The organism is Streptomyces sp. NPDC001914 (assembly GCF_042891215.1).
Taxonomy (GTDB): domain Bacteria; phylum Actinomycetota; class Actinomycetes; order Streptomycetales; family Streptomycetaceae; genus Streptomyces.
Window position 1 is genome coordinate 174108 of sequence record NZ_JBIASW010000008.1, and the last position, 26935, is coordinate 201042.

At 71.7% G+C, this 26935-nt stretch carries 27 protein-coding genes; 6 read left to right on the forward strand and 21 right to left on the reverse strand.

The window, feature by feature from the left end:
• The first annotated feature begins 21 nt into the window (after positions 1–21).
• A complete protein-coding gene (locus ACFYYF_RS23480) occupies positions 22–387 on the forward strand; it encodes a 5-carboxymethyl-2-hydroxymuconate Delta-isomerase (protein WP_388778757.1) in 366 nt (121 codons plus the stop codon).
• A gap of 42 nt (positions 388–429) precedes the next feature.
• Here ACFYYF_RS23480 and ACFYYF_RS23485 read toward each other — a convergent pair whose 3' ends face one another.
• From ACFYYF_RS23485 to ACFYYF_RS23505, 5 genes are all read right to left on the reverse strand, one after another.
• Positions 430–1131 (reverse strand): TetR/AcrR family transcriptional regulator, encoded by a 702-nt coding sequence (locus ACFYYF_RS23485; RefSeq protein WP_388778759.1) that lies wholly within the window; start codon positions 1129–1131, stop codon positions 430–432.
• A 57-nt stretch (positions 1132–1188) separates the two neighbouring features.
• Entirely contained in the window at positions 1189–2187 is a 999-nt protein-coding gene (locus ACFYYF_RS23490) for a PDR/VanB family oxidoreductase (protein ID WP_388779197.1), read from the reverse strand.
• A gap of 59 nt (positions 2188–2246) precedes the next feature.
• Positions 2247–3158 carry a metal-dependent hydrolase gene (locus ACFYYF_RS23495; protein WP_388778762.1) on the reverse strand — a complete coding sequence of 304 codons (912 nt, stop codon included), beginning with the start codon at positions 3156–3158 and terminating at the stop codon, positions 2247–2249.
• A gap of 118 nt (positions 3159–3276) precedes the next feature.
• Positions 3277–5205, reverse strand: coding sequence for a hypothetical protein (locus tag ACFYYF_RS23500; RefSeq protein ID WP_388778764.1), 1929 nt, complete (start codon positions 5203–5205; stop codon positions 3277–3279).
• A gap of 78 nt (positions 5206–5283) precedes the next feature.
• Positions 5284–5793: a tetratricopeptide repeat protein gene (locus ACFYYF_RS23505; protein WP_361694956.1), complete on the reverse strand. Its 510-nt coding sequence runs from the start codon at positions 5791–5793 to the stop codon at positions 5284–5286.
• Between the two features lie 156 nt (positions 5794–5949).
• Here ACFYYF_RS23505 and ACFYYF_RS23510 point away from each other — a divergent pair, with 156 nt between their 5' ends.
• Positions 5950–6417, forward strand: coding sequence for a hypothetical protein (locus ACFYYF_RS23510; RefSeq protein ID WP_388778766.1), 468 nt, complete (start codon positions 5950–5952; stop codon positions 6415–6417).
• A 111-nt stretch (positions 6418–6528) separates the two neighbouring features.
• Here the strand turns inward: ACFYYF_RS23510 and ACFYYF_RS23515 are convergent, their stop codons facing one another.
• The 6 genes from ACFYYF_RS23515 to ACFYYF_RS23540 form a co-directional block, all read right to left on the reverse strand.
• On the reverse strand, positions 6529–8091 hold the full coding sequence (locus ACFYYF_RS23515; RefSeq protein ID WP_388778769.1) for a DUF1996 domain-containing protein: 1563 nt from the start codon (positions 8089–8091) through the stop codon (positions 6529–6531).
• 415 nt (positions 8092–8506) lie between these two features.
• The gene (locus ACFYYF_RS23520) at positions 8507–9493 is read right to left on the reverse strand and encodes an NAD-dependent epimerase/dehydratase family protein (protein WP_388779199.1); all 987 of its coding nucleotides are present in this window, start codon (positions 9491–9493) and stop codon (positions 8507–8509) included.
• Positions 9494–9624: 131 nt separating this feature from the next.
• Positions 9625–10230, reverse strand: coding sequence for a winged helix-turn-helix domain-containing protein (locus ACFYYF_RS23525; RefSeq protein WP_388778771.1), 606 nt, complete (start codon positions 10228–10230; stop codon positions 9625–9627).
• Positions 10231–10676: 446 nt separating this feature from the next.
• Complete coding sequence (gene glnII / locus ACFYYF_RS23530; RefSeq protein ID WP_361691815.1) at positions 10677–11705, reverse strand: glutamine synthetase; 1029 nt, start codon at positions 11703–11705, stop codon at positions 10677–10679.
• A 438-nt stretch (positions 11706–12143) separates the two neighbouring features.
• The gene (locus ACFYYF_RS23535) at positions 12144–12830 is read right to left on the reverse strand and encodes a hypothetical protein (RefSeq protein WP_361691818.1); all 687 of its coding nucleotides are present in this window, start codon (positions 12828–12830) and stop codon (positions 12144–12146) included.
• A gap of 126 nt (positions 12831–12956) precedes the next feature.
• Entirely contained in the window at positions 12957–13316 is a 360-nt protein-coding gene (locus ACFYYF_RS23540; protein WP_388778773.1) for an arsenate reductase family protein, read from the reverse strand.
• A gap of 164 nt (positions 13317–13480) precedes the next feature.
• Here ACFYYF_RS23540 and ACFYYF_RS23545 point away from each other — a divergent pair, with 164 nt between their 5' ends.
• Positions 13481–13789 (forward strand): hypothetical protein, encoded by a 309-nt coding sequence (locus ACFYYF_RS23545; protein WP_388778776.1) that lies wholly within the window; start codon positions 13481–13483, stop codon positions 13787–13789.
• A 350-nt stretch (positions 13790–14139) separates the two neighbouring features.
• On the opposite strand, the gene ACFYYF_RS23550 is transcribed toward ACFYYF_RS23545, so the two are convergent.
• Positions 14140–15336 carry a winged helix DNA-binding domain-containing protein gene (locus tag ACFYYF_RS23550; RefSeq protein WP_388778779.1) on the reverse strand — a complete coding sequence of 399 codons (1197 nt, stop codon included), beginning with the start codon at positions 15334–15336 and terminating at the stop codon, positions 14140–14142.
• A 187-nt stretch (positions 15337–15523) separates the two neighbouring features.
• On the opposite strand from ACFYYF_RS23550, the gene ACFYYF_RS23555 reads away from it, so the two are divergent.
• Together ACFYYF_RS23555 and ACFYYF_RS23560 are read left to right on the forward strand one after the other, a co-directional pair.
• Complete coding sequence (locus tag ACFYYF_RS23555) at positions 15524–16054, forward strand: FxLYD domain-containing protein (RefSeq protein ID WP_361691830.1); 531 nt, start codon at positions 15524–15526, stop codon at positions 16052–16054.
• A 5-nt stretch (positions 16055–16059) separates the two neighbouring features.
• Positions 16060–17418 (forward strand): DUF2252 domain-containing protein, encoded by a 1359-nt coding sequence (locus tag ACFYYF_RS23560; protein WP_388778783.1) that lies wholly within the window; start codon positions 16060–16062, stop codon positions 17416–17418.
• A 36-nt stretch (positions 17419–17454) separates the two neighbouring features.
• Here the strand turns inward: ACFYYF_RS23560 and ACFYYF_RS23565 are convergent, their stop codons facing one another.
• The 5 genes from ACFYYF_RS23565 to glnA form a co-directional block, all read right to left on the reverse strand.
• A complete protein-coding gene (locus ACFYYF_RS23565) occupies positions 17455–18240 on the reverse strand; it encodes an alpha/beta hydrolase (RefSeq protein WP_388778786.1) in 786 nt (261 codons plus the stop codon).
• 55 nt (positions 18241–18295) lie between these two features.
• The gene (locus ACFYYF_RS23570) at positions 18296–18907 is read right to left on the reverse strand and encodes a DUF1269 domain-containing protein (RefSeq protein ID WP_388778789.1); all 612 of its coding nucleotides are present in this window, start codon (positions 18905–18907) and stop codon (positions 18296–18298) included.
• A gap of 63 nt (positions 18908–18970) precedes the next feature.
• Positions 18971–19555, reverse strand: a complete 585-nt coding sequence (locus tag ACFYYF_RS23575) for a hypothetical protein (protein ID WP_388778791.1) — start codon at positions 19553–19555, stop codon at positions 18971–18973.
• 4 nt (positions 19556–19559) lie between these two features.
• On the reverse strand, positions 19560–20504 hold the full coding sequence (gene htpX / locus ACFYYF_RS23580) for a zinc metalloprotease HtpX (RefSeq protein ID WP_388778794.1): 945 nt from the start codon (positions 20502–20504) through the stop codon (positions 19560–19562).
• A gap of 210 nt (positions 20505–20714) precedes the next feature.
• Positions 20715–22124, reverse strand: a complete 1410-nt coding sequence (gene glnA / locus ACFYYF_RS23585) for a type I glutamate--ammonia ligase (RefSeq protein WP_361691845.1) — start codon at positions 22122–22124, stop codon at positions 20715–20717.
• 199 nt (positions 22125–22323) lie between these two features.
• Here glnA and ACFYYF_RS23590 point away from each other — a divergent pair, with 199 nt between their 5' ends.
• On the forward strand, positions 22324–22791 hold the full coding sequence (locus ACFYYF_RS23590) for an RDD family protein (protein ID WP_388778797.1): 468 nt from the start codon (positions 22324–22326) through the stop codon (positions 22789–22791).
• An 857-nt stretch (positions 22792–23648) separates the two neighbouring features.
• Here the strand turns inward: ACFYYF_RS23590 and ACFYYF_RS23595 are convergent.
• From ACFYYF_RS23595 to lipB, 4 genes are all read right to left on the reverse strand, one after another.
• Positions 23649–24347 carry a DUF4191 domain-containing protein gene (locus ACFYYF_RS23595; RefSeq protein ID WP_361691851.1) on the reverse strand — a complete coding sequence of 233 codons (699 nt, stop codon included), beginning with the start codon at positions 24345–24347 and terminating at the stop codon, positions 23649–23651.
• A 106-nt stretch (positions 24348–24453) separates the two neighbouring features.
• Complete coding sequence (locus tag ACFYYF_RS23600) at positions 24454–24648, reverse strand: hypothetical protein (protein ID WP_361691854.1); 195 nt, start codon at positions 24646–24648, stop codon at positions 24454–24456.
• 292 nt (positions 24649–24940) lie between these two features.
• Positions 24941–25906 (reverse strand): lipoyl synthase, encoded by a 966-nt coding sequence (gene lipA, locus ACFYYF_RS23605; protein ID WP_361691857.1) that lies wholly within the window; start codon positions 25904–25906, stop codon positions 24941–24943.
• A gap of 164 nt (positions 25907–26070) precedes the next feature.
• Positions 26071–26877 carry a lipoyl(octanoyl) transferase LipB gene (gene lipB, locus ACFYYF_RS23610; RefSeq protein ID WP_361691860.1) on the reverse strand — a complete coding sequence of 269 codons (807 nt, stop codon included), beginning with the start codon at positions 26875–26877 and terminating at the stop codon, positions 26071–26073.
• Positions 26878–26935 lie beyond the last annotated feature (58 nt).

Genomic DNA, 26935 nt, shown 5'->3' on the forward strand with positions numbered 1-26935 from the left:
TTCCAGGGAACAGGAGCGCCCATGCCGCAGATCACCGTCGAGACCTCCCCGGCCCTCGACCACGTCGACTGGGGCGCCTTCGCGCTCGAACTGCACCCCGTGATCGTCGAGATCGCGGCCGCGCGGCTGGAGGGGTGCAAGCTGCGCACCCTGCGGACCGAGTACGAGGTCGTCGGCGACGAGGCGGCCAGCGGCACGGGCGGTCCCGCCATCGTCCATGTCGGCATCGCCCTGCTGGCCGGCCGCAGCGACGAGACCAAGGCCAGGCTGACCGAGGCCACGCTGGAACTGCTCCGCAAGCACGTCGAGCCCGTCGACGGGGTCACGCTGCACGTGTCGGCCGAGGTGCGCGACCTCGACCCGTCCTACCGGAAGTTCGAGGCGTAGGCCCGGCGGCACGCCCCGTCCGACAGGCCCTGTCGCCCGCCGTTACACCTCGGGCGGCGAGGCGAGCGCGAGCAGCCGGACGACGAGGTCGGTGAACGGCCCGTCGCCCGGTTCGTCCTTGAGGCCCGTGCGCAGCAGCGCGGCGACCTCCGGGTCGTAGGCGGCGCTCACCGCCGCCAGGGCCGCGAAGTCGTGCACGAGCTGCACCTCCAGCTCGCCGCGCGGAATCCGCCGTCCGTCCAGCCAGATCAGCGCGGTCGACTCGACGAGCGAGATCCAGGACCGGATCACCAGCTCCAGCCGGGCGGGCGGTTCCTCGACGTCCAGATGCGACAGGATCTGGAGGTAGGCAGCCTGCCGTACGGCGTCGATGAGTGCGTTGGTGGTCGACGAGCCGACGGCCGGACCGCCCCGCATCAACGCGGCGAAGCCGGGCCCGTGATCGTCCACGAAGTCGAAGAAGCGGCGCATCACCCGCAGCAGCCGCGTTCCCAGCGGACCCTCGCGGGACTCCACGAAGCGGCCCGAGAGATCGTCCGCGGCACGCTGCAACGCCGCTTCGTACAGGCTGAGTTTGCCCGGGAAGTAGTGGTACACGAGCGGGCGCGAGATGCCCGCGGCCGAGGCTATCTCGTCGATGGAGACCTCGTCGGGCGAGCGTCGGCTGAACAGTTCGAGGGCGACGCCGATCAACTGCTGCCGTCGCTCCTCGACACCCATCCTGCGGCGTACCCCGGTTGTCATGCGGATACTTTACCGATCGGATCCGGCCCTGATCAGGCCGGTCCGGGCGGCGGATGTTCACATGTCCAGCACGATGCGCGCACCTCGTGTCCGCGAGACGCAGATGAGCATCGAATCGTCCCGTTCCGCGTCCGTCAGCAGTTCGTCCCGGTGCTCGATCTCCCCCTCCAGGACCCGCTGCCGGCAGGTTCCGCAGAATCCCTGCTCGCAGGAGTAGAGCGTGCCGGGCAGTTCGGCGCGGACCGCGGAGAGGACCGTCGTGCCGGCGGGCACGGTCACCGTGCGTCCGCTGCGCCGCAGTTCGACCTCGAAGGCGGTGTCGCCCCCGTCGGGCGCGCGGGCGGTGAACCGCTCCAGGTGCAGTGCCGCGCCGTCCGGGATCCGGGCCGCGACCGCCGTCATGAGTCCGTCGGGCCCGCAGCAGTAGACCGCCGTGCCCGCGGCGACATCCGCGAACAGCGCGTCCAGGTCCGGCAGTCCGTCCTCGTCCTCGGCTACGACGGTGACCTTCGAGCGGTCCAGCTTCTCGATCTCCTCCAGGAACGGCATCGAGGCGCGGGTCCGGCCGCCGTACAGCAACCGCCAGTCGGTGCCCTCCGGGAGGGCCCGCAGCATCGGCAGGACCGGGGTGATGCCGATCCCGCCCACGACGAAGACGTACGCCGGTGCCTTCACCAGCGGGAAGCGGTTGCGCGGTCCGCGCACCTCGACCCGCACGCCCTCCCTCAGCTGTTCGTGCACCTCGCGCGATCCGCCCCGCCCGTCCTCGACCAGCCGGGTCGCGACGGTGTACGCGGAGCGGTCCTCCGGGTCCCCGCACAGGGAGTACTGCCGGACGAGTCCCGAGGGCAGCACCAGATCGAGGTGGGCTCCCGGCTCCCAGGACGGCAGGGGCGGCAGGCCGGTGCCCTCCAGGCGGGTCAGGACGACACCGTCGGCGACGCGCTCGTGCCGGGCGACCCGCAGCCGCAGGGCCCGGGTGCGGGGCCGGCCCGAGAGGGGGTCCTCCAGGGCGGGCAGCGGCCACAGGGGTGACGCCTCGATCCGGCGGCGCATCGCCCGCCGTACGAGCACGGCCGCACCGGCGACGGCGACGACCGTCCGCAGTCCGGGCCTCACGCGGCACCCGCGTTCTTCTCGGCGGCCGTCGCGGCGGGGGAGGAGGCGAGATAGGCGATCGCCTGCTCGGTGGAGCCCTCCTGGGAGGGGTGGTAGGTGCGGCTGAGGTAGCGCGGGACGGATCTCAGCAGGTCCCCGGTCGGCGGCAGCACACCCCGTTTTCCGCTGGTGTAGAAGTCCTTGAAGCTCGCCCGGCCGTTCACGAGCGTCGGATCGTTCTCCATGAAGAACCGGGCGCCTCGCTGCCACAGGAACACGAGCGCGGTGAACGCGGTCGCCCAGGTCCGCGCGCGCCGGCGGTAGCTGCCGTCGAGGTGCTGGAACAGGTCGAACGCCACGGACCGGTGCTCGACCTCCTCCGCGCCGTGCCAGCGCATCAGGTCCAGCATGACCGGGTCGGCGCCGCGCCGGTCCAGTTCTCCCGCGTTCAGGATCCAGTCGCCGAGGAAGGCGGTGTAGTGCTCGATCGCGGCGATCAGGGCGACGCGCTCCAGCAGCCACCAGCGGCGCGCCCTGCCCGGGGGCAGCGTGCGGTCGCCGAGCAGCTTCTCGAAGAGCCAGTCGACCTGCGCGGTGTACGGGGTCGGGTCGAGCCCCAGCTCCGCCAGGTGGGGCAGCACCTCGTCGTGCGCCTGCGAGTGCGTGGCCTCCTGGCCGATGAACCCGATGACGTCCTCGCGCAGGCGCTCGTCCCGGATGAGCGGCAGGACCTGCCGGTACACGTGCACGAACCACCGCTCGCCGGCCGGAAGCAGCAGGTGCAGCACGTTCATGGTGTGCGTGGCGAACGGCTCGTCGGGCACCCAGTGCAGCGGTGTGTCCTCCCACGAGAACGACACCTTGCGTGCCTTGAGAGCCGTCCGCTCGGACTCGACCGGCCGGGGCTGCCGGTCCTGCGTGTTAGACATGGCGTCAATGTACTGACGGGTAGACGCTCGGAGAAGCCCTCTGCGCCCACTTGTTTACGTCCGTGTCAGCAATCCGCGCCCGGCGTCCGGTCCCTTGTGGAGTATGGAGTACGGGTGCTCAGCGCAGCCCGCCGATGTCCCGGCCGTCCGTCAGGGTTCCCTTCAGCTCGGCCCGCGCCCCCTGCGTCGTCCGTACGGCGAGCTGGGACCCCGCCGCGGAGCCGCGCACCCCGCCCGTCGCCTCGACCGAGGTCGTGCCCCTGCCGCCGGCCGCGAGGAGATACCACGCTCCGGCGCCCGACTTCCACAGCACACCGGCGAGCACGTGCGGATCGCGGGAGCCGCAGGCGGGGGAGTTCTCGGCCTGCGCGGCGACCGCCCCGTACGTTCCGCCCGGGGTGCGGAACTGGGCCATCACCCGGGTACCGCCGCCCCGCCAGGTGTCGGCCCGCGTGCACACCCAGGCGGCCGATCCGCTCCCGTCGGGCAGCGGCTGGCGCGCGTACGCCCAGGCGTTCACGGTCCGTACGCCCTGCGAGCGCGAGGAGGCCAGCGAGCACGCGAAGGGCGCCCACTCCCGCAGGTTCTCCGCTCCCGACGCCTCCCGGGGCGCGCCCGGCCGGCCCGCGGTCAGGTGGGCCGGGACCAGCTCCCCGAGATCGGTCAGCAGCCGGGTGCCCGAGGCGTCCTGGACCTGGAGCACGTTCCACGACGTGCACGCTCCGGTCGCCGGCGGTCCGGCCAGCGGAGAGGTGGAGCCGTCCGCGGACAGGGTGAGGCCCATCGCCCCGGCGGAGGGCTTCAGCAGGTCGCGCTCGGCGGCCTTGGTGACCCAGGGGGCCGTCAGATAGCGGACGTTGCCATCGGCGCGGCCGAGCACCACCGCGCTCGCCTCCGCGCCCCTCGCCCCGTCGACCCGCGCGAAGTCGAGGGCCGCGCCGCCCGTGCCGTCCTTCGGCTCGGCGTAGCGCACGACGCGCAGACCGTCGTACAGGAGCACCACACGGGCCTGGTCCACCGTGCCCGCGTACAGCAGCTGAGGCGGTCCGGGCGGGGCGCCGGAGGGGGTGCCAGGCGTCGCCGAGACCTGGACGGACTCCCCGGGCCTGGCCCAGACGGCGAGCGCGCGGCGCAGCAGCGCGGAGTCGTCGACGAGAGTGCCGCGCGCGGGCCAGACCGAGAAGTCGGTGCGCGCGGAGGACTCCCAGGCCGCGGACGCCACCCGCTGGAGCCTGGCCGGGTCGAGCGCGGCCTCGGCGGCCGGGTTCTGCGCGTAGGAGGGGGCCGCGGCACCGTCCGGGCCCCAGCCGTCGCCCGGCAGCGCGAGCAGCGCCCCGCACACGGCCACGGCGGCGGTGGCGGCGAGGGCGGCCTTCATGTGCTGCCTGCGCCGCATCAGATCGGTGGGCCGGGCCTGCAGCGAGCAGGGGTCGAACTCGGGGGAGTCCAGCAGCGCGTCCCGCGCCTCGACGCCCGCGGCCTCCTTCAGCGCCGCGGCCGTGTCCTCCACCCCGGCGGCCGCCAGCACCTGGCGCAGCCGAGGGTCGGCCAGCTTCTCCAGACCGCGCAGCACGTACGCGGCACGGGCCGGTCCCGAGAGCGCGGACAGCCGCTGGTCCAGGGCGAGTTCGTCGGCTCCGCCCGAGCGCGGGAAGAGTCGCAGGCCCCACACCTGGGGGAGGAACGGCGGAAGCTGGGACCGCTTGGGCCACGCCCACCGCTTCAGCGGCAGCCCCGCCTCCAGCGCCATCCGCACCACCTGGAGGCGTACGAAGGCGTAGCCCGGGTCGCCGTCACGGCCGCCGCCGCTCTGCTGGGCGGGGATCACGGAGGAGTCGCCCGCCGCCCGGCCCCGCGGCAGCGCGCGCTGGGTGAGGGCGTGCGCGGTCAGCACGCGCCGGTTGCGGCCGAGGCTCGGCGGAAGCATCAGGTAGGCGAGCCGGACCAGCCGCGGGTAGTGCTCGACGAGCGCGGCCTCGGCCTGCTCGACGTCGACGACAGCTCCGGAGGAGGGTGCGGGGCGCGGGGCTACATCCTGTGACTGCACGTTCAGCAGAACGAGCGAATCGGCGGATGGTCACCGGCCCCGCCGGGCGGGCGGGGCTTCGCGGACGCGTCCCCGGACTCAGTCCGCGGATTCCCCGGGTTCCACGAGGAGGCGGGCGTAGTTCGCCATCGACCTCTGGTAGCGCGGCAGATGGGGGGCCAGCGCGCCGATCACCAGGGCCAGGCCCTCGCGTTCACGGCCGAGGTCGGCGAGGCAGAGCGCGAGAGTGGCCCGTACGGCGTCGTCCAACTCGTCCGAGGGGGCGACCAGTTCGGGAGTGAGGAGCTTGACGCCCTCCTCGGCCTGTCCGACGTTCCGCAGCGAGCTGGAGAGCTGGATCCTCGCCCGGCGGCCCTTGTACCCGCTCAGGCCGCGGGCGAGTGCCTCGCGGTACAGGGGGACGGCCTTGTCGGAGTGGCCCGTCGAGTCCCAGGCGCAGGCCTGCTCGAAGGGGCCGAGGGGGCTGTCCGCGGGCAGTTCCGCGACCAGCGCGTCGATCACCGCCCGGAAGTCCGCCGCACGCTCTTCCTCGTAGTCGTCGAAGCGGGCCCAGGCCGCCGCCGTACGCTCTTCCCAGTCTTCGTTCACGGGTGCCACCCTCGCACAGCCGTGTCCCGGGCGGTAAGGGGTTCCCCGTCCGCGGCGGGGCCGGATTGAGCACGGCAGTGCCCGCAGCCGTATCGAAGGCAGAGCCCTGGCCGGGGCTCTTCTCGGCGTGAGCGCCGACAGGTACCGGAGGAACGTATGAGGTTGACACGCGGGAAGCTTCTGGCCGGGGCGGCCGCGGCCGCCCTGCTGGCCCTGACCGGCTGCGGCGGCGGATCGGACGGCAAGGACGGTGCCGCGAAGGAGACCGTCCCGGCCACGGCGACCGGCAGTCTGGAGGAGCTGGCCGCCGAGGTGAAGTGCAAGCCGAGCATCCAGACCGACGCGGACGAGATCCGCCAGGGTGTCTGCAAGATCAGCACGGGCAAGTTCATCCTGGCGACCTTCGCGACCGACCGCGGGCAGCGCGAGTGGCTCGACGGGGCCAAGGACTACGGCGGCTCGTACCTCGTGGGCGCCAAGTGGGTCGCCGTCGGGGACCAGAAGATGGTCACGACGCTGCGCGGCCGGCTCGGCGGGACGCTGGAGCAGGGGGCCTCGCACCACGCGGGAGGCGGCGGTGCCGGGGAGACCGGGACCGCGCACTCCGGTCACCACGGCGGCTGACGGGAGCCGGGTCGCGGCCCGGCCGCCTCGGCGGCCCGACCGCGACCCGGCTCCGGGAAGCGCGGAAAGCCGGTGACGGGAGATCCCGTCACCGGCCTTCGCTTCAGGGTGCTACTTGCAACGCTGGCCGTTGTTGATGCAGTTGACCATCTTGTTCATCAGGTTGTCGCTGAAGACGTTGATGAAGTCGTCGTGGTCGGTCGCGGCCTTGTGGAGCTGCTCAGGGAAGCCGTCCACCGCGTAGGCGTTCTTGATCTGCCCGTTGGTGAGGGTCGGGGCCCGGAAGCCGTAGACCAGGCGCATCGTGAGCTGCGGGATCGCCTTGAAGCCGTTGGCGCAGTTGCCCTGGGCGTCGGCGAAGGCCACGTGCGTACGGTGGTTCGCGCTGTCGGCGTTCACGCCGTCCCAGCAGCTCTGGAAGGCGAAGGTGCGGACCACCGTGCTGCCCCGCGGGCAGATCGGGTACTGCTGCGTGAGCTGCACCTTGTTCTCGAAGCCGGTGCAGCTCCAGTGCGCGTTGGCGTTCGCGAGACCGTTGGTCGTGGTCTTCGCGTCACCGGTGATGATGCGCAGGAACTTCGGCATCGCGACGACCTTGGCGGTCGGGCTGCCGACGAACTTGATCTGCGCCTGCTTCACCTGCTGGATCTGGCCGACGTTCAGTTCCTTGCCGCCGCCGTCGTTGTTCTGGTCGAAGTCCTGCGTACCGTTCTGGATACGCACGACCGGCCAGTAGTAGGACGACTTGTCACCCTGGTTGGCACAGGACGTCTGGGCCGCCGCGAAGGTGTCGTTGTTGGCGAAGGCGTCGTTCGACTGGTTGCCGACGTAGTCGTGCAGGTGGTGCGCACCGTTGGTGACACCGGGCGCCACGATCACGTTGTCCGTGTTGAACTTCTTGTTCGCGTTGACACCGCAGGACGAGCTGAACGTACCGGCCGAACCGGCGGAGCCGATCCGGGCCTTGCGGGCGACGTTCGGCTGGACCTTCGTGATGTCGACGAAGTCGGCCGCGACCGGGCCGTTGCCGGCCTGCCCGCCGTTGCCCGCCTGCGCACCGCCTCCGTTGGCGGGGGCGCTCGCGCTCGCGGAGGCACCCGCGCCCGCGTTCGCGCCGCCACCGGCGCTCGCGCTCGCGGACGGAGCCGCCGTGGCGCCGCCGTTGTTCTGCCCGCCGTTGTTCTGTCCGGCGTTGGTCTGCCCGTTCGCGGGCTGTCCCGTGCAGGTGGAGAGACCGTCGAGCCAGCCCGGAGCCTTGCCGCCGACGCGGTTGATCTCCAGCTTGATCCGGTCGATGATCACCGTACGGTTCTGCTTCAGCGGCGTGAGGATGGAGTTCTGGACGAAGCTCGCGTCCCTCGCCTGCGCGTCACGGGTGGTCGCGAGACGCTGGTAGGCGGCGGTGATCTGCTGGTCGAGCGTCGCCAGCTCCCCGTCGACCTGGCCCCGCGCCTGGTTCGGAACGTTGGACAGCTTCTGGCCGACGTCCGGACACTGGATGGTGGCCACCTGCGTGCCCGCGGCCTTGGTGGTGTTCCGGCCCGAGTTGCTCTCGTGTGCCGAGGCGTAGAAATTCGCCCAGACCAGCCCACCCCCGCCGATCGCGAGCGCTGCCGACGCGGCTACGGCGCGAACGGCCAGCGGCGAACGTCGTTTTCGAATGTTGCGTCCCATGGAACTCCTCTGACTTCCTTGCGGGGCAGCGAGGCGCCCGACAGGAGTGAAGCGGCTCCATTCCATACGCAGGAGGTGCGGGAGGTGTTCAGGGGTCTCGAAGAAATCTTGGAAAGTCCTGAGACCAATTCGGTCACAATGGTCTCAGAAGCCCGCGAATTCCCGGGAGTTGATCTGGGAATTCAGGTTTGAGAGTCAATTCTTGACTCATATTCAGTAGTCCGGCGGGTTCGGAGAGTGCTGCGGCCGGGCCGGCGCGGGACCGACCGGGCCCTCAACTGCCCGGCCTGGCTTCCTGGTTCGAGGCCGGCCCGGCCGTCCCGCCGCTTCCGTGCGTGCGGCGGGGCCGGAACGTCCAGGCCGTCGCCGGGTCACGAGGGGCCCACAGCGCCGGCCGCGCCGGAATTACCGGCATTCAGATTCCGAGGACCTTCGCCTCCACTGCCGGATCCAGCCCCACCTCCGGCCGGTCGGTGCGCCGGGGAGCGGCACCGCCGAGTGACCGGAGCCAGCTCCAGGTGCCCTCGACGGTCTCCTCCACGGACCGGCACCGCAGCCCCGTCGACAGGGCCCGCGAGACATCGCCCGAGTACACCGAGGTGTGCAGCTCGCTCCCCGGCGGCACCCACACCGGAAGCTGGGTCCACGGTTCGATCCCGGCGCCGAGCACGGCCTCGGGGTCCGTCCAGCGGAGCTCCGCCCCTGACCCGGTGACCCGGACGCACGCGTCGAGCAGCGCCCCCATCGTGCCGTGCCCCGGAGGGCTCACCAGGTTGTACGCCCCGTCGAGTTCCGCCTCCACCGCGCCGAGCGTCCACTGCGCCAGATCCCGGACGTCGACGTACTGGAGCGGCAGTTCGCGCGGCCCGGGAGCGAGCACCGGACCCCCGGCCGCGACCCGGTTCAGCCACCACGGCAGCCGCCCGATGTTCTCGTACGGCCCGAGGATCAGTCCGCACCGCACGAGCAGCGAACGCCCGGCGCCGAAGGCCTCGACGGCGGCCAGTTCCCCGCCCCGCTTGTCCCGGGCGTAGTCGCTCGCGTCCGCGTCCGCCGACGCGCCCTCCACCAGCGGCGCGTCCTCGGTGAACCCGGCGGCGCGGGGCCACGCGTACACCGAAGCGCTCGACACGTACACGTACCGGGAGACCCGTCCGGCCAGCAGGCGGGCCGTGTCGCGGACGTGGCGCGGCGCCGCCGACCAGGTGTCGACGACGGCGTCCCAGGTGTCCGTGGTCCCGGCGAGCGCCGCGAGCCCGTCCGGCGAGGTGCGGTCGCCCAGCAACGACCGCGCCCCGGCCGGGGGTTCGTGGCGTCCGCGGTGGAAGACGGTGACGTCCCACCCCCGGGCCGGCGCGGCCTCCACGACCGCGCGCCCCACGAACTCCGTACCGCCCAGCATCAGAAGTCTGCGTGTCATGGGGAGGACTCTGCCCCCACGGCCCGTCCCGCCGCACACGAATCTGCTGACAGAAGACGCGGCGGGAGGGTCCGGTGCCCGGCCGAGGCCGGGCCGTTCGCAGGGCCCGGCGGTCAACGACCCGTCGGAGGCGTGTACTTGTACCCCACCCGGCGCACCGTCTGGATCGCCAGCCGGTGCTGGGCGCCGAGCTTGCGGCGCAGCCGCGCGACATGGACGTCGACGGTCCGTCCGTCGCCGACGTGGCCGTAGCCCCACACCGTGGAGACCAGCTGGTCGCGGGTGTGCACGCGGTGCGGGTGGCGGACGAGATGCGCGAGCAGCTCGAACTCCAGGTAGGTCAGGTCCAGTACGCGCCCGTCGACCTCCGCGGTGCGCTGCACCGTGTCGACGCGCACCAGCGGGTCGTCGGCGCCGTCGACGGCGGTGCCGGTCGGGGCGCCGGAGGCCGCCGGGGGTTCGGCCGGGCCCGTCACGGCGAGCGGCAGCAGGGGCTGCTGGTCCGCCGGTACGAGGACCAGGTAGCCGATCATCGGCGGCTGTCCCGGCAGGACGGGCAGCGCGTTCTGCGGAGCGGGCAGCCAGGTGGCGCCCGGCGGAAGGAAGGTGGCCCCGTCTGCGACCTCGTCCCGGTCGACGGCGCGCAGCCGGTGCCGTGCCGGGGCGGTCGAGGGGGTGGGAGAGGTTGCGACGGAGGAGAGGGAACGAGTGGTCGCCATGAGAGGTCAGCTCTTTCGCGCGAGGAGTTCGTCGGGAGGTCCGACGGCCGCGAGTTCGTGGTCGGAGCCGTCGAGGACGTACGTCGTGCGCGCTGGCCGAAGGCCGGGGTGTACGGCTTTAGAGGGCCCGCGCGTTCGTCGCGCGACAACACACCCGGTCGAAGTCGTGGTGCTGACGGGAGGGCCAGAAGGGCTCGAGGTCATGGCGACCCGTCGCGATGCGCTTCTGGAAGATGGACATGCATCCATTGAAGCAGACACAGCCCCGCAACAGGACCCTCCTCTCACTGCTCGGACGCCTTCTTGGCGCGAAGCGGACGCCGGGCCGAACCGCCGGACCCGCCGAGGGGGAGGGGCGGTCGGCGTCCGCGCCCCGGCACTCCGCCGGCGGACGCGAAAGGGCGCCCACCGTCACGGTGGGCGCCCCTCGGGACTGCTTGGGCGGATCAGACCTGGCCGGCCTTCTCCAGGGCGGTGCAGCAGGTGTCGACGATGAGGCGCGTCACGACGTACGGGTCGACGTTCGCGTTCGGACGGCGGTCCTCGATGTAACCCTTGCCGTCCTTCTCGACCTGCCACGGGATACGGACCGAGGCGCCGCGGTCGGAGACGCCGTAGCTGTACTCGTTCCACGGGGCGGTCTCGTGCAGGCCCGTCAGACGGTCGTCGATGCCGGCGCCGTAGTTCTTGACGTGGTCCATCGGCTTGGAGCCCTCGCCGAGCGACTCGCACGCGGTGATGATCGCGTCGTAGCCCTCGCGCATCGCCTTGGTGGAGAAGTTGGTGTGCGCGCCCGCGCCGTTCCAGTCACCCTTCACCGGCTTCGGGTCCAGCGTCGCGGAGATGTCGAAGTCCTCGGCGGTGCGGTAGAGCAGCCAGCGGGCGACCCAGAGCTGGTCCGAGACCTCGAGCGGCGACAGCGGGCCGACCTGGAACTCCCACTGACCCGGCATGACCTCGGCGTTGATGCCGGAGATGCCGAGGCCCGCCTTCAGGCAGTTCTCCAGGTGCGCCTCGACGACGTCACGGCCGAAGATCTCGTCGGCGCCGACACCGCAGTAGTAGCCGCCCTGCGCGGCCGGGAAGCCGCCCTCGGGGAAGCCGAGCGGGCGCGTGCCCTTGAAGAAGGTGTACTCCTGCTCGATGCCGAAGATCGACTCCTGCGCGGCGAACTTCTCCGCGACCTCGGCCAGCGCGGCACGGGTGTTGGACTCGTGCGGCGTCATGTCGATGTTCAGGACCTCGCACAGGACGAGGATGTCGTCGCCGCCGCGGATCGGGTCCGGGTAGCTGGCCACGGGCTTGAGCACACGGTCCGAGGAGTGCCCCTCGGCCTGGTTCGTCGAAGAGCCGTCGAAGCCCCAGATCGGCAGTTCCGCACCCTTGGCGTCGTCGGCCAGGATCTTCGTCTTGGAACGGAGCTTGGCCGTCGGCTCGGTGCCGTCGATCCAGATGTACTCAGCCTTGAAGCTCACGGGCCACATCCTTCGGGGTGGGTCTTGATCGCACTTGCGGGTGCTGCGGCGCTGCGGCACTGGGGCGCCGCCGGGGATGTCCGGAAGCCTGTCAACCAGCGGTTTCCCGGTCATTGCCCGAATGTGAACCCCGTGTTACCTGGGGCGTATGTGCCCGGTCTCACACGGCCCGCTCCACCGCGGCCTTTCGTGTGTGATCGTTCGCGACCGCGATTGTCCGGCCCGTCGCCCGCCCCGGACATCGGAGACCGCGGGAGGCCGCTCGTATGCGATCCGAGTGAGGGCGAACGGAGATGGTGTGCCCACTTTTCAGCCGATTTGTCTCCTGACGGGACGTGCCACGCGGCGGGGCGTGAGGCCGCCCGCCCGCACGAAAGCCCTGCCGCCTCCGACCCGTTCGGGGCCGGAGGCGGCAGGGCTTTCGGTGCGATCTGCCCGTTATCCCACCTTCTCGATGACGGCCCGGCGGATCAGGAACTTGCCCGGCTCCCGGACCTGTTCGAAGGCCGCGTTGTTCAGCAGGGCGCAACTGCCGGAGACCGACGTGACCTCGACGACCGTGGACTTGTTGTTGTCCAGGTTGGTGACCTTCAGCTTCGTCCCGGCCGGGAACTGGTTGCTGGACGCGGCCGGTGCGCCGCCCTCGCCGGAGAGCGTGACGGTCGAACCCTTGCAGACCTGCTGGCCGGTGGCGGCGCCGGCGCCCGCGTTGTTCGCGGGGGCGGTCTGCGCCGGGGCCGTGGTGGCGGCCTGGGCCGGCGCGGACTGCGCGGGCTGGGCGGGCTGCTGGGCGTTCTGCTGGCCGGTCTGGGAGTCCTGAGCCGATTCCCCGACAGCGCAGCCGGACGCCTGCTGCTGAACCTTGATCTGCGCGATGACCGCCTCGCGGTTCGCGATTCTGGCCGCCGACTGGGAGTCGGGGTTGGCCTTCTGGTCCGCGATGAACTTCTGGTTGTTGCCGAGCGCCGTGGCCAGGCCCTGACACGCCACCGAGGTCTGGGCCGTCTGCACGGACGCCGCGTTCGAGGTGGCGGCCAGGGCGAAGGCCCCGCCGCCGGCCACGGTCGCCGCGCTGACCAGCAGAGCGATCTTCTTCTTGGTGCTGAGGGTTCTCCTACGCGACATGCGCGCCTCCAGAGAGTGGGGGAGCGTTACGCCGCTATGTACGAGATCCCGAACGCAGTTACTCAACGGTTACGGCATTCACTTAAGTAACCTGGATCACAGGGGAGTTGGGGAGGCCCGTCCCGGTCAGCGGGACATGGCCTCGCGCACCGCCTCCTCCGTGCGGCCCACCAGCGCCGTTCCGTCGTCCGCGGTGATGATCGGCCGCTGGATGAGCTTCGGGTGCTCGGACAGCGCCGTGATCCACCGGTCCCGCGAACCGGCGTCCCGCGCCCAGTCCGCCAGCCCCAGCTCCTTCGCGTCGGCCTCCCCGGTCCGCGTGATGTCCCACGGTTCGAGGCCGAGACGGTCGAGGACACCGCGGATCTCGTCCTCGGAGGGCACGTCCTCCAGGTAGCGGCGGACGGTGTACTCGGCACCCTCGGCGTCGAGCAGGCTGATCGCGCTGCGGCACTTCGAACAGGCCGGATTGATCCAGATCTCCATGCCGCACACGTTACGGCAGACACCCTCGGGAACTGCCGTCACGGCAGCTCCAAAACCCCTGTGGCCAGCGGCTATTGTCAGTGCCCGGCGGTAGAATAGAAGCAGTGTTCGAGGGTGTCGCCGGGGGGTCCGGACGGCGCCCTGACCGCGACAGGAGGATGCCTGTGCCCGCTGCCGCACTGAAGCCACTGCCCACTCAGTCCACATCCAGGACGGCGGTCCCGCTGGACCTGCCGTACGAACCCGTGGAGAAGCGCCCGCTGCCGCCGGGGCGCCCCCGCGACTGGTACGTCACGCACAACCGCCGTCTCAAGGCGATGCGACTCGCCATAGCCCTGCTCGACTCCGGTGTGTACGTGCCGAACCAGGCCCGCGACGAGAAGATCCGCAGCACCGCCCTGCTCATCGGCGTACACCCGCCGTCGGACACCACGTGCCACATGGTGCGTGCCCTGATGAGGTACGCGCGCTGACGGTCCGAGCGCGCCGCTCACCGGCGCCGGGTGGCTCCGCTTCGTAGCGGGGACACCCGGCACCGGCCGCCGACGCCGACCAGTGCGGGCGGGCGCCGACCGTGCCCCGGCCTCGGGTCGTGTCCCGGCCCAGGTCGCAACCCGTGTCCCGGCCTCGGGCTGCGTCCTGGCCCCGGCTTCGGGCTGTTTCCCGGCCCAGGCGCCCAACCGTGCCCCGGCCCAGGCGCCGACCCGTGCCCCGGCTTCGGGTCGTGTCCTGGCCTCGGCTTCGGGCTGTTTCCCGGCCCAGGTTCCGACCTGTGCCCCGGTTCGGACTGTGCCCCGGCCCAGACGCCGACCGGGGCCCGGGCTCACTCCGCCGACAGCTCCCTTTCCAAGGGGGTTCGGAAGCGTGGGGTGATCCGGGTTTCGCCCACCCAGGCCCGAAGGCGCTCGGCCTCCGCCGCGATCGCGTCCAGAGCCTCGCGGCCGACGCCCTCGGTGACCGGCAGCCGCCAGACGATCTCGCCGTCGGGCCGCTGCGCCCACCCCCCGACCACGCGTCCGTCCCACCACACCGTCGGCCCGACATTGCCGCTGCGGTCGAAGAGGGCGGGCCGCAGGGACGGTTCGAGGTACCAGTCCCGGTCCTGACGGCTCATGGGCGCCGGATCGAGGGCGGGCAGCAGAGCGGCCCAGGGCGCGCCCGGCTCGTCGACCGGACCGTCGTCGCCCGCCGCCACGTACCCCGTGAGCCCGTCGTCGAGCGAGACGGCCACCGCCCCGCTCGCGGCCAGCGCCCGCCGTACGTCCGTGACCTTCCACCCCGTCCACCACTTCAGGTCGGCCTCGGTGGCGGGCCCGCACGCCACGAGCCAGCGGTTCAGCAGCTCGGAGCGTGCCTCGGCCGGCGGGATCGTGGGATGCGGCGGCGCGATCGCCCAGCGGAACTGGCTCGACGTCCAGGACCCGAGCGGACGCCCGCGCACCACGCGGCCCTCGACCCCCAGCACCCGCATCAGCCGCGACGAGACGGTGTGCACCCCCTCGTAGCTCTTCCCGGCCGCGTACGCGAACTGCTCCTTCAACCGCGGCTCGTCGCCCGTGAGTTCGTTCACCGTGGCCTGCCCGCGCCGGGCCAGCGCGGCGAGCGCGGACGCCTCCACCTCGTCGAGCCACGGCTCGGTCAGCCGTCCACCGCTTCCGGCGGCCATGTCCTTGACCAGCGCGGCACGTGCCTTCGCGGCGATGTCCAGCCCCGTCGAGGCGTGCACGACGGCCGCCAGAGCGGTGGGGAACACGAACACGGTGTGCCGCATGCCGTGCATCCGTACGAGCGAACGGTCCTCGTACAGCGCCCGCTCCACCTGCGCCACCGTCCCCCGCGCGTCCGCGAGACGCGCGCCCACCGCCAGGTACACCGTCGCCGGGTCCGTGCCGTGCAGCGCGACCAGGGAGTCCGCCACCTCCTCGGGCGCCGCCCCCCGCGCCCCGCCCGCGAGCCGCTGCCGCAGCCCGAGCCGTGCCCGCCGCTCCGCCACCCCGATGTGCCGCGGCTTCCCCGTCACGTCGTCTCCGTCCGGTCGCTCCGCACTCCGTGCCCCACTGCCTCATCCTCTCGGACGTCCGCCCGTCACGGGGCGGGGTTCACCCGTTGGACGCAGCCGGGCATGCGGCGGCCCTGCCCGCGGCCTTGACTGGGGCCACCGCGAGGAAGCGGGATCCGGAGGAACCAGGACCACGTGGGGAGCGACGATGCAGCACAGGGACGGCATACGAGGACCGGTCCGACTGATCCTGGCCGTGTCCGTGGTGGCGGCCCTCGCCGCGCAACTGACCGCCTGCTCCGACGACAGCAGCCCCTCCAGCACCGCGTCCAAGGCGGCCTCCGCCGCGTCCCGCGCCGCGTCCGCCGTCTCCGAGGCCGCGTCCGCCGCCACCGAGGCCGGCGACGCCCTCGCCTCCGCGACCGCCGAGGCCGGCCGGAAGTTCGACGAGTTCAAGGGCGGCGCGGACGCCAAGGACGAGGTGAAGACCGACGGGGCCGCGAGCCCCGACTCCGACGGACGCGCCACCGTCAAGGTGACCGCCACCAACCCCACCTCCTCGGCGAAGTCGTACGTCGTCCAGGTCGACTTCCGCGACCAGAGCGGCAACCTCCTCGACACGACCGTCGTGACGGTGAACGACGTCGCGGCGAACGCCTCCAAGGATGCCACCGCCCGCAGCAACCGCTCCCTCACCGGTGACGTCAAGACCGACGTCGCCCGCGCCGCGCGGCACTGACGGCCGTGCTCCGCGACAGCGTCACGGCCACCACGGCGGACCGCGCCGCCCGGGGCCGGGCTGCCCGCAAGCGGGTGCCCCGCTCCGCGCACGGCACCTGGATCCCCGCCGCGGACCGCCCCGACCCCGTCGGCCTCCTCCAGGCGCAGGGCAGGGACCGGCTCCCGGAACTGCTGCCGATCCGGTACGCGCGCATGGCCGCCTCACCGCTCGCGTTCCTGCGCGGCGGCGCCGCCGTCATGGCCGCCGACCTGGCGGCCCAGCCCCACACCGGGCTCACCGTCCAGCTCTGCGGTGATGCCCACCTGCTGAACTTCGGGCTGTACGCCGCTCCGGAACGCCCCCTGCTCTTCGACCTCAACGCCTTCGACGAGACCTTCCCCGGCCCCTTCGAGTGGGACGTCAAGCGGCTCGCGGCCAGCGTCGCCGTCGCGGCCCGGGAGAACGGGCACAAGGAGGAGCACGTCTTCGGCGCGGCGCGAGCCGCCGCCGGGCAGTACCGCGAGGCCGTGCGACGGCTGGCCCGGCAGGGCGAACTGACCGTCTGGTACCAGCACATCGACGCCGATCTGCTGCTGCCGCTGGTCCGCTCGGGACGCCGCCGGCGACGCGCGGAGGCCACCCTCACCCGGGCCCGCCGCCGCACCAGCCTGCAGGCGCTCGACAAACTCACCGAGACCGTCGGGGGACGCCGCCGCATCGTCCACGACCCGCCCCTGCTGGAACCGGCCGGATCCATGGACATGGCCTCGCTCCGCAAGATCTTCAGCGACTACCGCTCGACGCTCCCCGAGGAACGACGGCTGCTCCTGGACCGCTACCGGTTCCTCGACGCCGCCCGCAAGACCGTCGGCGTCGGCAGCGTCGGCACCCGCTGCTTCATCGTGCTGCTCGCCGGGCGGGACGCCGACGACCCGCTGTTCCTCCAGATCAAGCAGGCGGGACGGTCCGTGCTCGAAGAACACCTGCCCAGCGGCCCGTACGTCCATCCCGGGCGCCGGGTCGTTGCGGGCCAGCGGCTGATGCAGGCCGCCGGTGACGCCTTCCTCGGCTGGACGACCGGCCCCGAGGGACGCGCCTTCTACTGGCGCCAGCTCCACGACACGAAGGGGTCCGCGGACATCGCCGGCATGAGTCCGGGGGAACTGCGCGCCTACGCCCGGCTGTGCGGCACCGCGCTGGCCCGCGCGCACGCCCGCTCCGGCGACCGTGTCGCGATCGCCGCCTACCTCGGCGGGGCCGACACCTTCGAGCGGGCCGTCGCGGACTTCGCGCTGCGCTACACGGACCGCAACGCCACCGATCACGCGGCCCTGGGCGCGGCGGTCATCGCGGGCGTGGTCCCGGCGGCCCCGGGCGTGTGAGCCGCGGGGCCACGCGGATTCCCGGGCCCTGGTTCCTCAGGCGCCGGCCGCCGCCGGGGCCGGGGTGCCGAGCCCGGTGAGGGCGAGGTCCACGAGCCGGCGCCGGTCCTCTGCGTGGTCGCGGAACCAGAGGCCCAGCAGGTGATCGGCGTCGGGCAGCTCGTAGCGGGTGAAGTCGGCACGAGCGGCGAGGGCGTCCGCGACGGCCCGGGTCACGGCGGGCGGGACGACCGCGTCCGCGGCCGGTACGGCGAGCACCGCCCGTCCCTCGTAGGCCCGCAGGACGTCGAACGCGGGAGCCTGCCGCCAGCTCTCCGGGGTGCGGATGATCCGGCTGAAGCGGCTCTGCGTCTCCGGGCCACCGTCCTGGCGCGGGACGCTCTCCGCGTCCGCGAACGGAAGCGGCCACGCCTCGGCGGCGTACACGGCGGGCGCGCACAGCACGAGCGCCACCGCGCGCTTCCCGTAGTGCCGCGCGAGATCGGCGACCGTCTGGCCGCTCATGCTGAACCCGACCAGGATCAGCGGGGCGCCGGCCGGGACCGCCGCGTCGATCACCGACACGGCCTGCTCGAAACGCAGCCGGAGGCTCAACTCGCCCAGGGTTCCGGTGCTTTCACCGTGCCCGGAGAAGTCGAACGCGAGCCCCGCGCAGCCGCGGGCGGCGAACTCGCCCAGCAGCGGGAGCAGTCGCTCCTTGCTGCCGTTGCCCGCGCCGTGCAGCAGGACGGCGGTCGCCGTGCCGTCGTCGGCGTCGTCGCCGCGGCCGGCGACGCAGCTCAGTCGTTCACCGTCGTGGTCGTGCGTGAAGAGGGAAAGCATCCGCCTATTAACTCCCCTCTCCGGAAGGGGAGTCGACGCGGGGGTGCCGTTCGGGTCAGGGAGCGGCGGGCGTGCCCTTCGAGTCCGCCCCGGTCGCGGCCTCCGGAGGCGTAGGAGGCGTGGCCGCGGAAGCCGCACCGGAGCCCGCGGCGGCGTCCGTCGCGGCGGCGGCCGACTTCGCCTGGGCCGCCGCGACCGCCTCACGCAGGTGGTCCTCCTGCTCCTGGCTCAGCGAGGTCTGCACCAACTGGCCGCCGAACTCCGCGATCTGGGGGATCACCTTGTCCCCGGCCGCCTGCTTGACCAGGACGAACAGCGCGGCCGCGCCCGGCCGCAGATTCTGGCTGAGATCCTTCATGAACTTGTCGTTGATGCCCGTGTCCGTGACGGCACCCCCGGCCGCACCGGCCGCCGCGCCCACCGCCGCACCGAGCAGCGGCGCCAGGAAGAGCAGCCCGATGACACCGCCCCACAGCGCCCCGCCGGCCGCGCCGACCGCCGTGTGGCTGACCGCCTGGTGCAGCTTGATCCTGCCGTCCTCACTCCGCTCGACGACGACCGCGTCCTCCAGCTCGACGAGATGCTGCTTCGACAGCTCGAACAGCTTGTCGCGCACCTGTCCCGCGGTGGCGACATCGTTGTAGGCGACGACGAACAGATTGCTCATGAGGGCACCCCTTGTGTCGATTCTGTACGACTTTATAGGGATATGCGGTGGGGTGCAGTCGGGTCACAGCCCGGGGGCTCCCCAGATCGGGAACCAGCGGGCGAGGTCCTGTTCGATGCGCAGGTCGCCGGCCAGGGCCGCCTTGACCTGGAGTTCGCGTGCGTTGTCGCGCCGCTCGCCCTCGCCGGCGAGCGGCACGAAGGGATAGAACGTTCCGCGTTTGTAGAGGTAGACCAGTCCGAGCCGCCGCTTCCCGCCGTCCTCGAACGCCAGCACGGAACACAGCAGCTGGGGGCCGAAGCCGGTGGATTCCAGGGTGGTGTTGACCGCGTGGAGGTCGCTCACCAGGGCCGGGAGGTCGTCGGGGGCGCGGTGGGAGACCAGCCACGAGTAGCCGTACTCGTCGCGGGCGAGTTCCACCGGGGAGCCCGTCCGTCCGGTGTCCGCGTCCAGCAGGTCCCGCACCTCCCCGTGCGCCTCGGCGAAGGCCGCGCCCTCGACGGTCGCGAAGCACACCGCTCCCGTGCCGGTCGGGGTGAACCCGGCCGCCGCCTGGAGGGTCACGGCCGCCGACGGCAGTCCGAAGAGCCGGTCGAGGTCGGGCGCGGCGGGCTTGCTGCGGCCGAGCAGGATGTCCAGGAACCCCATACGGTCACAGAGCCTCTCCGGTCGTCGGGGCGCTCGCGTCCGGCACGGCGGGCTCGCCCAGCTCGGCGGAGATGCGGGCCAGTTGTTCGAGCCGCTGCTCCAGGCTCGGGTGGGTCGAGAACAGGTTGGCGATGCCCGGCTGCGCGCCGAGCGCGGGGGTGAAGTAGAAGGCGTTGAAGGCCTGCGCGGCCCGCAGGTCCTTCGTCGGGATCCGGCCGATGTCCCCGGTCACCTTGGTCAGCGCGGACGCCAGCGCCGAGGGCCGCCCGGTGAGCAGGGCCGCGGAACGGTCGGCGGCCAGTTCGCGGTACCGGGAGAGCGCCCTGATCAGCATGAAACTGATGGCGTACACGGCCGCGGACACCGCCATGACCGCCATGAAGATCGCGAGGGTGTTCTGGTCCTTGCGGCCCCGCCCGCCGAAGAGCTGCGAGTAGAACGCGAACCGCACGATCAGCCCGGCGAGCACCCCGAGGAAGGACGCCACGGTGATCACGGCGACATCCTTGTGCGCCACGTGCGACAGCTCGTGCGCGAGGACGCCCTCCAGTTCGTCGGGCTCCAGCCGGCGCAGCAGCCCGGTGGTCACGCACAGCACGGCGTGATCGGCGTTGCGCCCCGTGGCGAACGCGTTCGGCATGTCGATGTCCGAGACGGCGACGAGCGGCCTCGGCATGTCGGCCACGGCGCACAGCCGGTCGACGACGCCGTGCAGCTGGGGATACTCCTCCCGCTCCACGATCCGCCCGTGCATGGCGTACAGCGCGATCCGGTCCGAGAACCAGTACTGCGCGATCAGCAGCCCGGCCGCGATCACGACGACCAGCACCCACGACTTCAGCAACACGATCAACGCGGCGACGAAGGCCACGTACAGCAATCCGAGCAGGAAGAGCGTGACCGTCATGCGCACGGTCAGCTCCCGGTCGTTCCGGAATCGGCTCCGCATCTCGCACCACCCCGCAGTCGGGCACTCGTCCCGCTCTCCATTGTGCGCCCGGGGTTCCCCATGAACAGGTGCCGATAGGCCCCGCGGTGGGCAAAGAACCTCCCCGCGGCGAGCGGTCCCGCGTCCGTCGCCCGCGGGGGAGAAACGCGTCGGCCGCGCCCCTCCCGGAGGAAGGACGCGGCCGACGCGTGTGCTGCCGGAGCGACGGGTTTACACGTCGAAGTACAGCTCGAACTCGTGCGGGTGCGGACGCAGCTGCAGCGGCGCGATCTCGTTGGTGCGCTTGTAGTCGATCCACGTCTCGATGAGGTCGGACGTGAAGACGTCGCCCGCGAGCAGGAACTCGTGGTCGCGCTCCAGCGAGTCGAGGACGGCCGGGAGCGAGGTCGGGACCTGGGCGACGTTCGCGTGCTCCTCGGGAGCCAGCTCGTAGAGGTCCTTGTCGATCGGCTCGGCCGGCTCGATCTTGTTCTTGACGCCGTCCAGGCCGGCCATCAGCAGGGCCGAGAACGCCAGGTACGGGTTGCCGGAGGAGTCGGGCGCGCGGAACTCGACGCGCTTGGCCTTCGGGTTCGAGCCGGTGATCGGGATACGCATGGCCGCGGAGCGGTTGCGCTGCGAGTACACCAGGTTGACCGGGGCCTCGAAGCCGGGGACCAGGCGGTGGTACGAGTTCACCGTCGGGTTGGTGAAGGCGAGCAGCGACGGGGCGTGCTTGAGGATGCCGCCGATGTAGTAGCGGGCCATGTCCGACAGGCCCGCGTAACCGGCCTCGTCGTAGAACAGCGGGGAGCCGCCGCTCCACAGCGACTGGTGGACGTGCATGCCCGAGCCGTTGTCACCGAAGATCGGCTTCGGCATGAAGGTCGCGGTCTTGCCGTTGCGCCAGGCGACGTTCTTCACGATGTACTTGAAGAGCTGGAGGTCGTCGGCCGCGGCGAGCAGCGTGTTGAACTTGTAGTTGATCTCGGCCTGGCCGGCGGTGCCCACCTCGTGGTGCTGGCGCTCGACCTGGAGACCGGACGCGGCCAGCTCCAGGGAGATCTCCGCACGCAGGTCGGCGAAGTGGTCGACCGGCGGGGTCGGGAAGTAGCCGCCCTTGTAGCGGACCTTGTAACCGCGGTTGTCCTCGAGGGCACCGGTGTTCCAGGCGCCGGCCTCGGAGTCGATGTGGTAGAAGGACTCGTTCTCCGCCGTCTTGAAGCGCACGCTGTCGAAGACGTAGAACTCGGCCTCGGGACCGAAGTACGCGGTGTCGGCGATGCCGGTCGAGGCGAGGTAGGCCTCGGCCTTCTTGGCCACGTTGCGCGGGTCACGGGAGTACTGCTCACCCGTGATCGGGTCGTGGATGAAGAAGTTGATGTTGACCGTCTTGTCGCGGCGGAACGGGTCGACGCGCGCGGTGGACAGGTCGGCGCGGAGCGCCATGTCGGACTCGTGGATGGCCTGGAAGCCGCGGATGGAGGAGCCGTCGAAGGCGAGCTCCTCCGCCGGGTCGAAGGCCTCGGCCGGGATCGTGAAGTGCTGCATCACACCCGGCAGGTCGCAGAAACGGACATCGACGAACTTGACGTCCTCGTCCGCGATGAACTTCTTGGCCTCGTCGGCGTTCTGGAACATCCAGCTCCTCCTACTCCCGCCCACAGTGGACCGGGGTGGTAGTTCGTTCGTGCGGCCAGTGCGGTGGCACACGCTGGGGCCGACCATAGGGACGGGGGATTTCTCCAGCGTGACCCATTTGTTTCGCCCAAGTTAACCGACCTCGGTCCGTCGGGCCCCTCCTGTCCGTATGGCAAAACGGGCACAGTACCTTGGACGGGTGGACAACAGGCAAGCAATCGGATCGTGGCTCTCCGGTCCCCGCGCGGCGGCGGAGGAAGCCGGGGTCGACTTCGGATACCGGGGTGAACAGCTCGGTCTCCCGGAGCACGGACCGGGCTCGATCGCCCGCCCCGGACGCCGTCTGGGCGCCCTCGCCGTCGACTGGGCCCTGTGCCTCCTGATCGCATACGGGCTGCTCACCGACGGCTATGACCAGGCTACGGGGAACTGGGCCCTGCTGGTCTTCTTCGTTCTCGGGGTCCTGACGGTCGGTACCGTCGGCTTCACTCCGGGCAAGCGGCTGCTGGGCCTGCGGGTCGTGTCCGAGGGCGGGGGCCGGCTGAATCCGCTGCGCGTCCTGCTGCGCACGGCGCTCCTGTGCGTCGCCGTCCCGGCCCTGATCTGGGACCGCGACGGCCGAGGCCTCCACGACCGCCTCGCCCGAACGATCGAAGTCCGCACCTGACCCCACCGACCCCGACACCGAGGCCGGACATAGCTCCCCGCACGGCGGGGGTTACCCCTGCGGGGGAGGGCCCCCTTCGGCGAGGAAGACTCCCTGCGCAGAGAGGGCGCCCCTGCGCGAGGGGCTACCCCTACAGAGAGAGGGCGACCCCCTCCGGGGAGGAAGACTCCCTGTGAGGCGAGGGCGACCTCCTGCGGGAGGGCCTATCCGCGCGGGACGAGCTATCGCCTGCGGGGAGGGCGGCCCCTGCGGGAGGGGCTACCCCCTGCGCGGCGAGAGCGCCCCCTTCGGGAGGGGCTATCCGTGCGGGACGAGCTACCCCCTGCGCGGAGGGCGACCCCCTGCGGGGCCACTACTCCCTGCGGGGCGAGCGCGACCCCCTTCCGGGAGGGAGACGCCCTGCGATGCGAGGTCCACCTCCTACGGGAGGGGCCCCCGCGGGGACGGCGACCCGGCACAGCGACCGCCGGCGGTCGACACCCACGGCTGAGGCGCCCGGCGGAATCGGCGGCGGCCCACCGCCCAGGGTCCCGCAGCGCGGCCCTCAGCTCTGCGGCGAAGCACTCCACGCCGAAAAGCCAGGCACGTCTGACGGCCCCCTTCTGAGGCCCCACCGATCTGAGACCCCACCGAGTGGAGCCGCCCCGGCACGGGTGGTCCTGAGTGGGGCGTGGCTGCGTGGCCGGGTCGGCTCGTCGCGGTGGGGTAGGTCCGACTCAGCGGGAGGGATTCTCTTGGTGGGGGCCGAGCGGTGCGGCGGTGTCCCGGGGCGGTGCGGCGGGGTGGGTACGACGATGGGGCGCCCGGAACTTTCCGGGCGCCCCATCGTCGTAGGACTGGTCAGGCCAGCGCGAGCGTCACCGCTTGGGACCGCCCCGCGGCATCCGCATGCCCTTGGGCATCGGGCCCTTCGGCAGCGGCATGTTGCTCATCAGGTCGCCCATCGCGCGCAGCCGGTCGTTGGTCGCGGTCACCTGGGGGCCGGCCAGCACACGCGGCAGCTTCAGCATGGTCGTGCGGAGCTTCTTCAGCTCGACCTGGCCCTCGCCGGTGCCCACGAGGATGTCGTGGACCGGCACGTCGGCCACGATCCGCGCCATCTTCTTCTTCTCGGCGGCCAGCAGGGTCTTCACCCGGTTCGGGTTGCCCTCGGCGACCAGCACGATGCCGGCCTTGCCGACCGCGCGGTGCACCACGTCCTGGCTGCGGTTCATCGCGACCGCCGGAGTCGTGGTCCAGCCCCGGCCGATGTTGTCGAGCACCGCCGCGGCCGCGCCCGGCTGGCCCTCCATCTGCCCGAAGGCGGCCCGCTCGGCCCTGCGCCCGAAGACGATCGCCGTCGCGAGGAAGGCGAGCAGGAGCCCGAGGATGCCGAGATAGACCGGGTGGCCGATCAAGAAGCCGATCGCGAGGAAAACACCGAGGGTGAGAATTCCGACAGCCGCGAGTACAAGACCGATCTTGGAATCGGCCTTGCGGGTCATTTTGTACGTCAGGGCGATCTGCTTGAGTCGCCCGGGGTTCGCAGCGTCCGCTGCGGGTTCCTTCCTCGCCATGCCCACGAGTCTACGTGGCCCGCGAAGCGCCGACGACGGCAGTACCGGGCGAGCGGGGGCCGCGGCAGCGGGGAGGGGCTGCCGTGGCGGAGACGACCGGCGCCGGTCAGGAACGGACGACGGATTCCAGCACGCGCTGCGCCTCGACCCGGTCCTTGGCGCGGCGGCGGTCCTCCAGGACGGAGGTCCAGGCGTTGCGGCGCGCGGTGCGCTGCCCGCTGCTCATGAGCAACGACTCGACGGCACGCAGTGCATCGGTGAACGACGGAATCGCGGTGGCGCGTACGGGCGCGGCCTGCATGATGGAGATCCCCCCTCGGGATCGACGGCTCGGACGGGGACGGGTGGGACGTGGAACCAGAGTCTCTGATTGGTGTTACCAGTACGTGACCGAGCGGTCAAACACCAATGAAACCTTGATACCGCGGGTCCTTTTCCTGACCCGTTCCTGATGCGGCGTTCAACTGCGGGGATGCCCCGAGGGGGTGTGAACGGGCCGTTGTGAAGAGCGAGTTGCTTGTGCGCGGATTCACACGAAAGCGGTGGCACTGGGTGCCACCGCTTTCCTTTCGCAACGTGTGCCGTTCGGGGGATCAGACCGCCTGGGAGGCGACGTACGCGCCGCGCTTCTCGATGGCCATCTGGTAGAGGCGGCCGGCCCGGTACGAGGAGCGGACGAGCGGGCCCGACATGACGCCGGAGAAGCCGATCTCCTCGGCCTCCTCCTTGAGCTCGACGAACTCCTGCGGCTTCACCCAGCGCTCCACGGGGTGGTGGCGCACGGAGGGGCGCAGGTACTGCGTGATCGTGATGAGCTCGCAGCCCGCCTCGTGGAGCTGCTGGAGCGCCTCGCTGACCTCTTCGCGGGTCTCGCCCATGCCGAGGATCAGGTTCGATTTCGTGACCAGACCGTAGTCACGGGCCTCGGTGATGACCTTGAGCGAGCGCTCGTAGCGGAAGCCCGGACGGATCCGCTTGAAGATCCGCGGGACCGTCTCGACGTTGTGGGCGAAGACCTCGGGGCGCGAGGAGAACACCTCGGCGAGCTGCTCGGGCTCGGCGTTGAAGTCCGGGGCGAGGAGTTCGACCTTGGTGCGTCCGGCCTCGCGGCCCGCCGTCTGCGCGTGGATCTGGCGGACCGTCTCCGCGTACAGCCAGGCGCCGCCGTCCTCCAGGTCGTCGCGGGCGACGCCGGTGATCGTGGCGTAGTTCAGGTCCATCGTGACGACGGACTCGCCGACACGCCGCGGCTCGTCGCGGTCCAGGGCCTCGGGCTTGCCGGTGTCGATCTGGCAGAAGTCACAGCGCCGCGTGCACTGGTCACCGCCGATGAGGAAGGTGGCCTCGCGGTCTTCCCAGCATTCGTAGATGTTGGGACAGCCCGCCTCCTGGCAGACCGTGTGCAGGCCCTCGCTCTTCACGAGACCCTGCATCTTCGTGTACTCGGGGCCCATTTTCGCCCGGGTCTTGATCCACTCGGGCTTGCGCTCGATGGGGGTCTGGCTGTTCCGGACCTCCAGGCGCAGCATCTTGCGTCCGTCGGGTGCGACTGCGGACACATCGGCTCCCTGTAGCTTCGATTCTTCGGCGTACACCAGGGTACGCCCGTGTGGTGCTCGGCCCCCGACGTGGGCAACCTTCGGGAGCGGGGGTGCATTCCCGGAGGCGTTCCGCCGTGGGGGCGTGGGGGCTCGGGCCCGCGCCCCCACGGCGGCGCGGTGGCTCAGGCCGGTGTGCGTTCCACGACGCGCGGCTTCAGGTCCGCGTTCGCCAGGATGTCCCCGAGGTGCTTCTCGGCCACCGGCAGGACCTCGTCGATGGTCACGTCGCGGCCCAGCTCGCCGGCGAGCGAGGCGACGCCCGCGTCGCGGATGCCGCACGGGATGATCCGGTCGAACCAGGCGTTGTCCGGGTTCACGTTCAGCGCGAAGCCGTGCATGGTGACGCCCTTGGCGACGCGGATGCCGATCGCGGCGATCTTGCGGTCCTCGCGGCGCTGGCCGGCGTTGGACGGGGCGTACTCCGGGCCGTTGAGCCGCGGGTCGAACTCCTCGTCCTGGAGCCGGGGGTCGAAGTCGAGGGAGAGGCCCCCGAGCCCGGAGGTCCCCTGGGCGGGGTCCTTGGCGTCGCCGAGGACCCAGACGCCGCTGCGGCCCTCGACCCGGCTCGTCTCCAGGCCGAAGTCGGCACACGTGCGGATGAGCGCCTCTTCCAGACGGCGTACGTGGGCCACGACGTCCACGGGGCGCGGCAGCTTCTGGATGGGGTAGCCGACCAGCTGGCCCGGACCGTGCCAGGTGATCTTGCCGCCGCGGTCCACGTCGATGACGGGGGTGCCGTCCAGGGGCCGCTCGCTGTCCGCCGTGCGCCGGCCCGCGGTGTACACCGGGGGGTGCTCCAGGAGCAGGCAGGTGTCGGGGACCTCGTCCAGGAACCGGGCCGCGTGCACGCGGCGCTGCTCGTCCCAGGCCTCTTGGTACTCGACGGCCTCGGCACCGAATCCCATGCGGACGAACCGCAACTCACTCACGGCAAGCGCCTCCCTAGAAGCTTCCTCGGGCACGTGGTGATCCCCGTGCGGGGCACGC

Excerpts from the sequence above, each read along its gene's own strand:
- ACFYYF_RS23525 (WP_388778771.1), bottom strand. The coding sequence starts at position 10,230 with ATGGCGACCACTCGTTCCCTCTCCTCCGTCGCAACCTCTCCCACCCCC.
- ACFYYF_RS23520 (WP_388779199.1), bottom strand. The coding sequence starts at position 9,493 with ATGCTGGGCGGTACGGAGTTCGTGGGGCGCGCGGTCGTGGAGGCCGCG.
- ACFYYF_RS23540 (WP_388778773.1), bottom strand. The coding sequence starts at position 13,316 with ATGGAGATCTGGATCAATCCGGCCTGTTCGAAGTGCCGCAGCGCGATC.
- ACFYYF_RS23515 (WP_388778769.1), bottom strand. The coding sequence starts at position 8,091 with ATGGGACGCAACATTCGAAAACGACGTTCGCCGCTGGCCGTTCGCGCC.
- ACFYYF_RS23575 (WP_388778791.1), bottom strand. The coding sequence starts at position 19,555 with ATGGGGTTCCTGGACATCCTGCTCGGCCGCAGCAAGCCCGCCGCGCCC.
- ACFYYF_RS23510 (WP_388778766.1), top strand. The coding sequence starts at position 5,950 with ATGAGGTTGACACGCGGGAAGCTTCTGGCCGGGGCGGCCGCGGCCGCC.
- ACFYYF_RS23480 (WP_388778757.1), top strand. The coding sequence starts at position 22 with ATGCCGCAGATCACCGTCGAGACCTCCCCGGCCCTCGACCACGTCGAC.
- ACFYYF_RS23535 (WP_361691818.1), bottom strand. The coding sequence starts at position 12,830 with ATGTCGCGTAGGAGAACCCTCAGCACCAAGAAGAAGATCGCTCTGCTG.
- htpX (WP_388778794.1), bottom strand. The coding sequence starts at position 20,504 with ATGCGGAGCCGATTCCGGAACGACCGGGAGCTGACCGTGCGCATGACG.
- ACFYYF_RS23490 (WP_388779197.1), bottom strand. The coding sequence starts at position 2,187 with ATGCGCCGCCGGATCGAGGCGTCACCCCTGTGGCCGCTGCCCGCCCTG.
- ACFYYF_RS23595 (WP_361691851.1), bottom strand. The coding sequence starts at position 24,347 with ATGGCGAGGAAGGAACCCGCAGCGGACGCTGCGAACCCCGGGCGACTC.
- ACFYYF_RS23495 (WP_388778762.1), bottom strand. The coding sequence starts at position 3,158 with ATGTCTAACACGCAGGACCGGCAGCCCCGGCCGGTCGAGTCCGAGCGG.
- glnA (WP_361691845.1), bottom strand. The coding sequence starts at position 22,124 with ATGTTCCAGAACGCCGACGAGGCCAAGAAGTTCATCGCGGACGAGGAC.
- ACFYYF_RS23570 (WP_388778789.1), bottom strand. The coding sequence starts at position 18,907 with ATGAGCAATCTGTTCGTCGTCGCCTACAACGATGTCGCCACCGCGGGA.
- ACFYYF_RS23565 (WP_388778786.1), bottom strand. The coding sequence starts at position 18,240 with ATGCTTTCCCTCTTCACGCACGACCACGACGGTGAACGACTGAGCTGC.
- ACFYYF_RS23600 (WP_361691854.1), bottom strand. The coding sequence starts at position 24,648 with ATGCAGGCCGCGCCCGTACGCGCCACCGCGATTCCGTCGTTCACCGAT.
- ACFYYF_RS23555 (WP_361691830.1), top strand. The coding sequence starts at position 15,524 with ATGCAGCACAGGGACGGCATACGAGGACCGGTCCGACTGATCCTGGCC.
- ACFYYF_RS23485 (WP_388778759.1), bottom strand. The coding sequence starts at position 1,131 with ATGACAACCGGGGTACGCCGCAGGATGGGTGTCGAGGAGCGACGGCAG.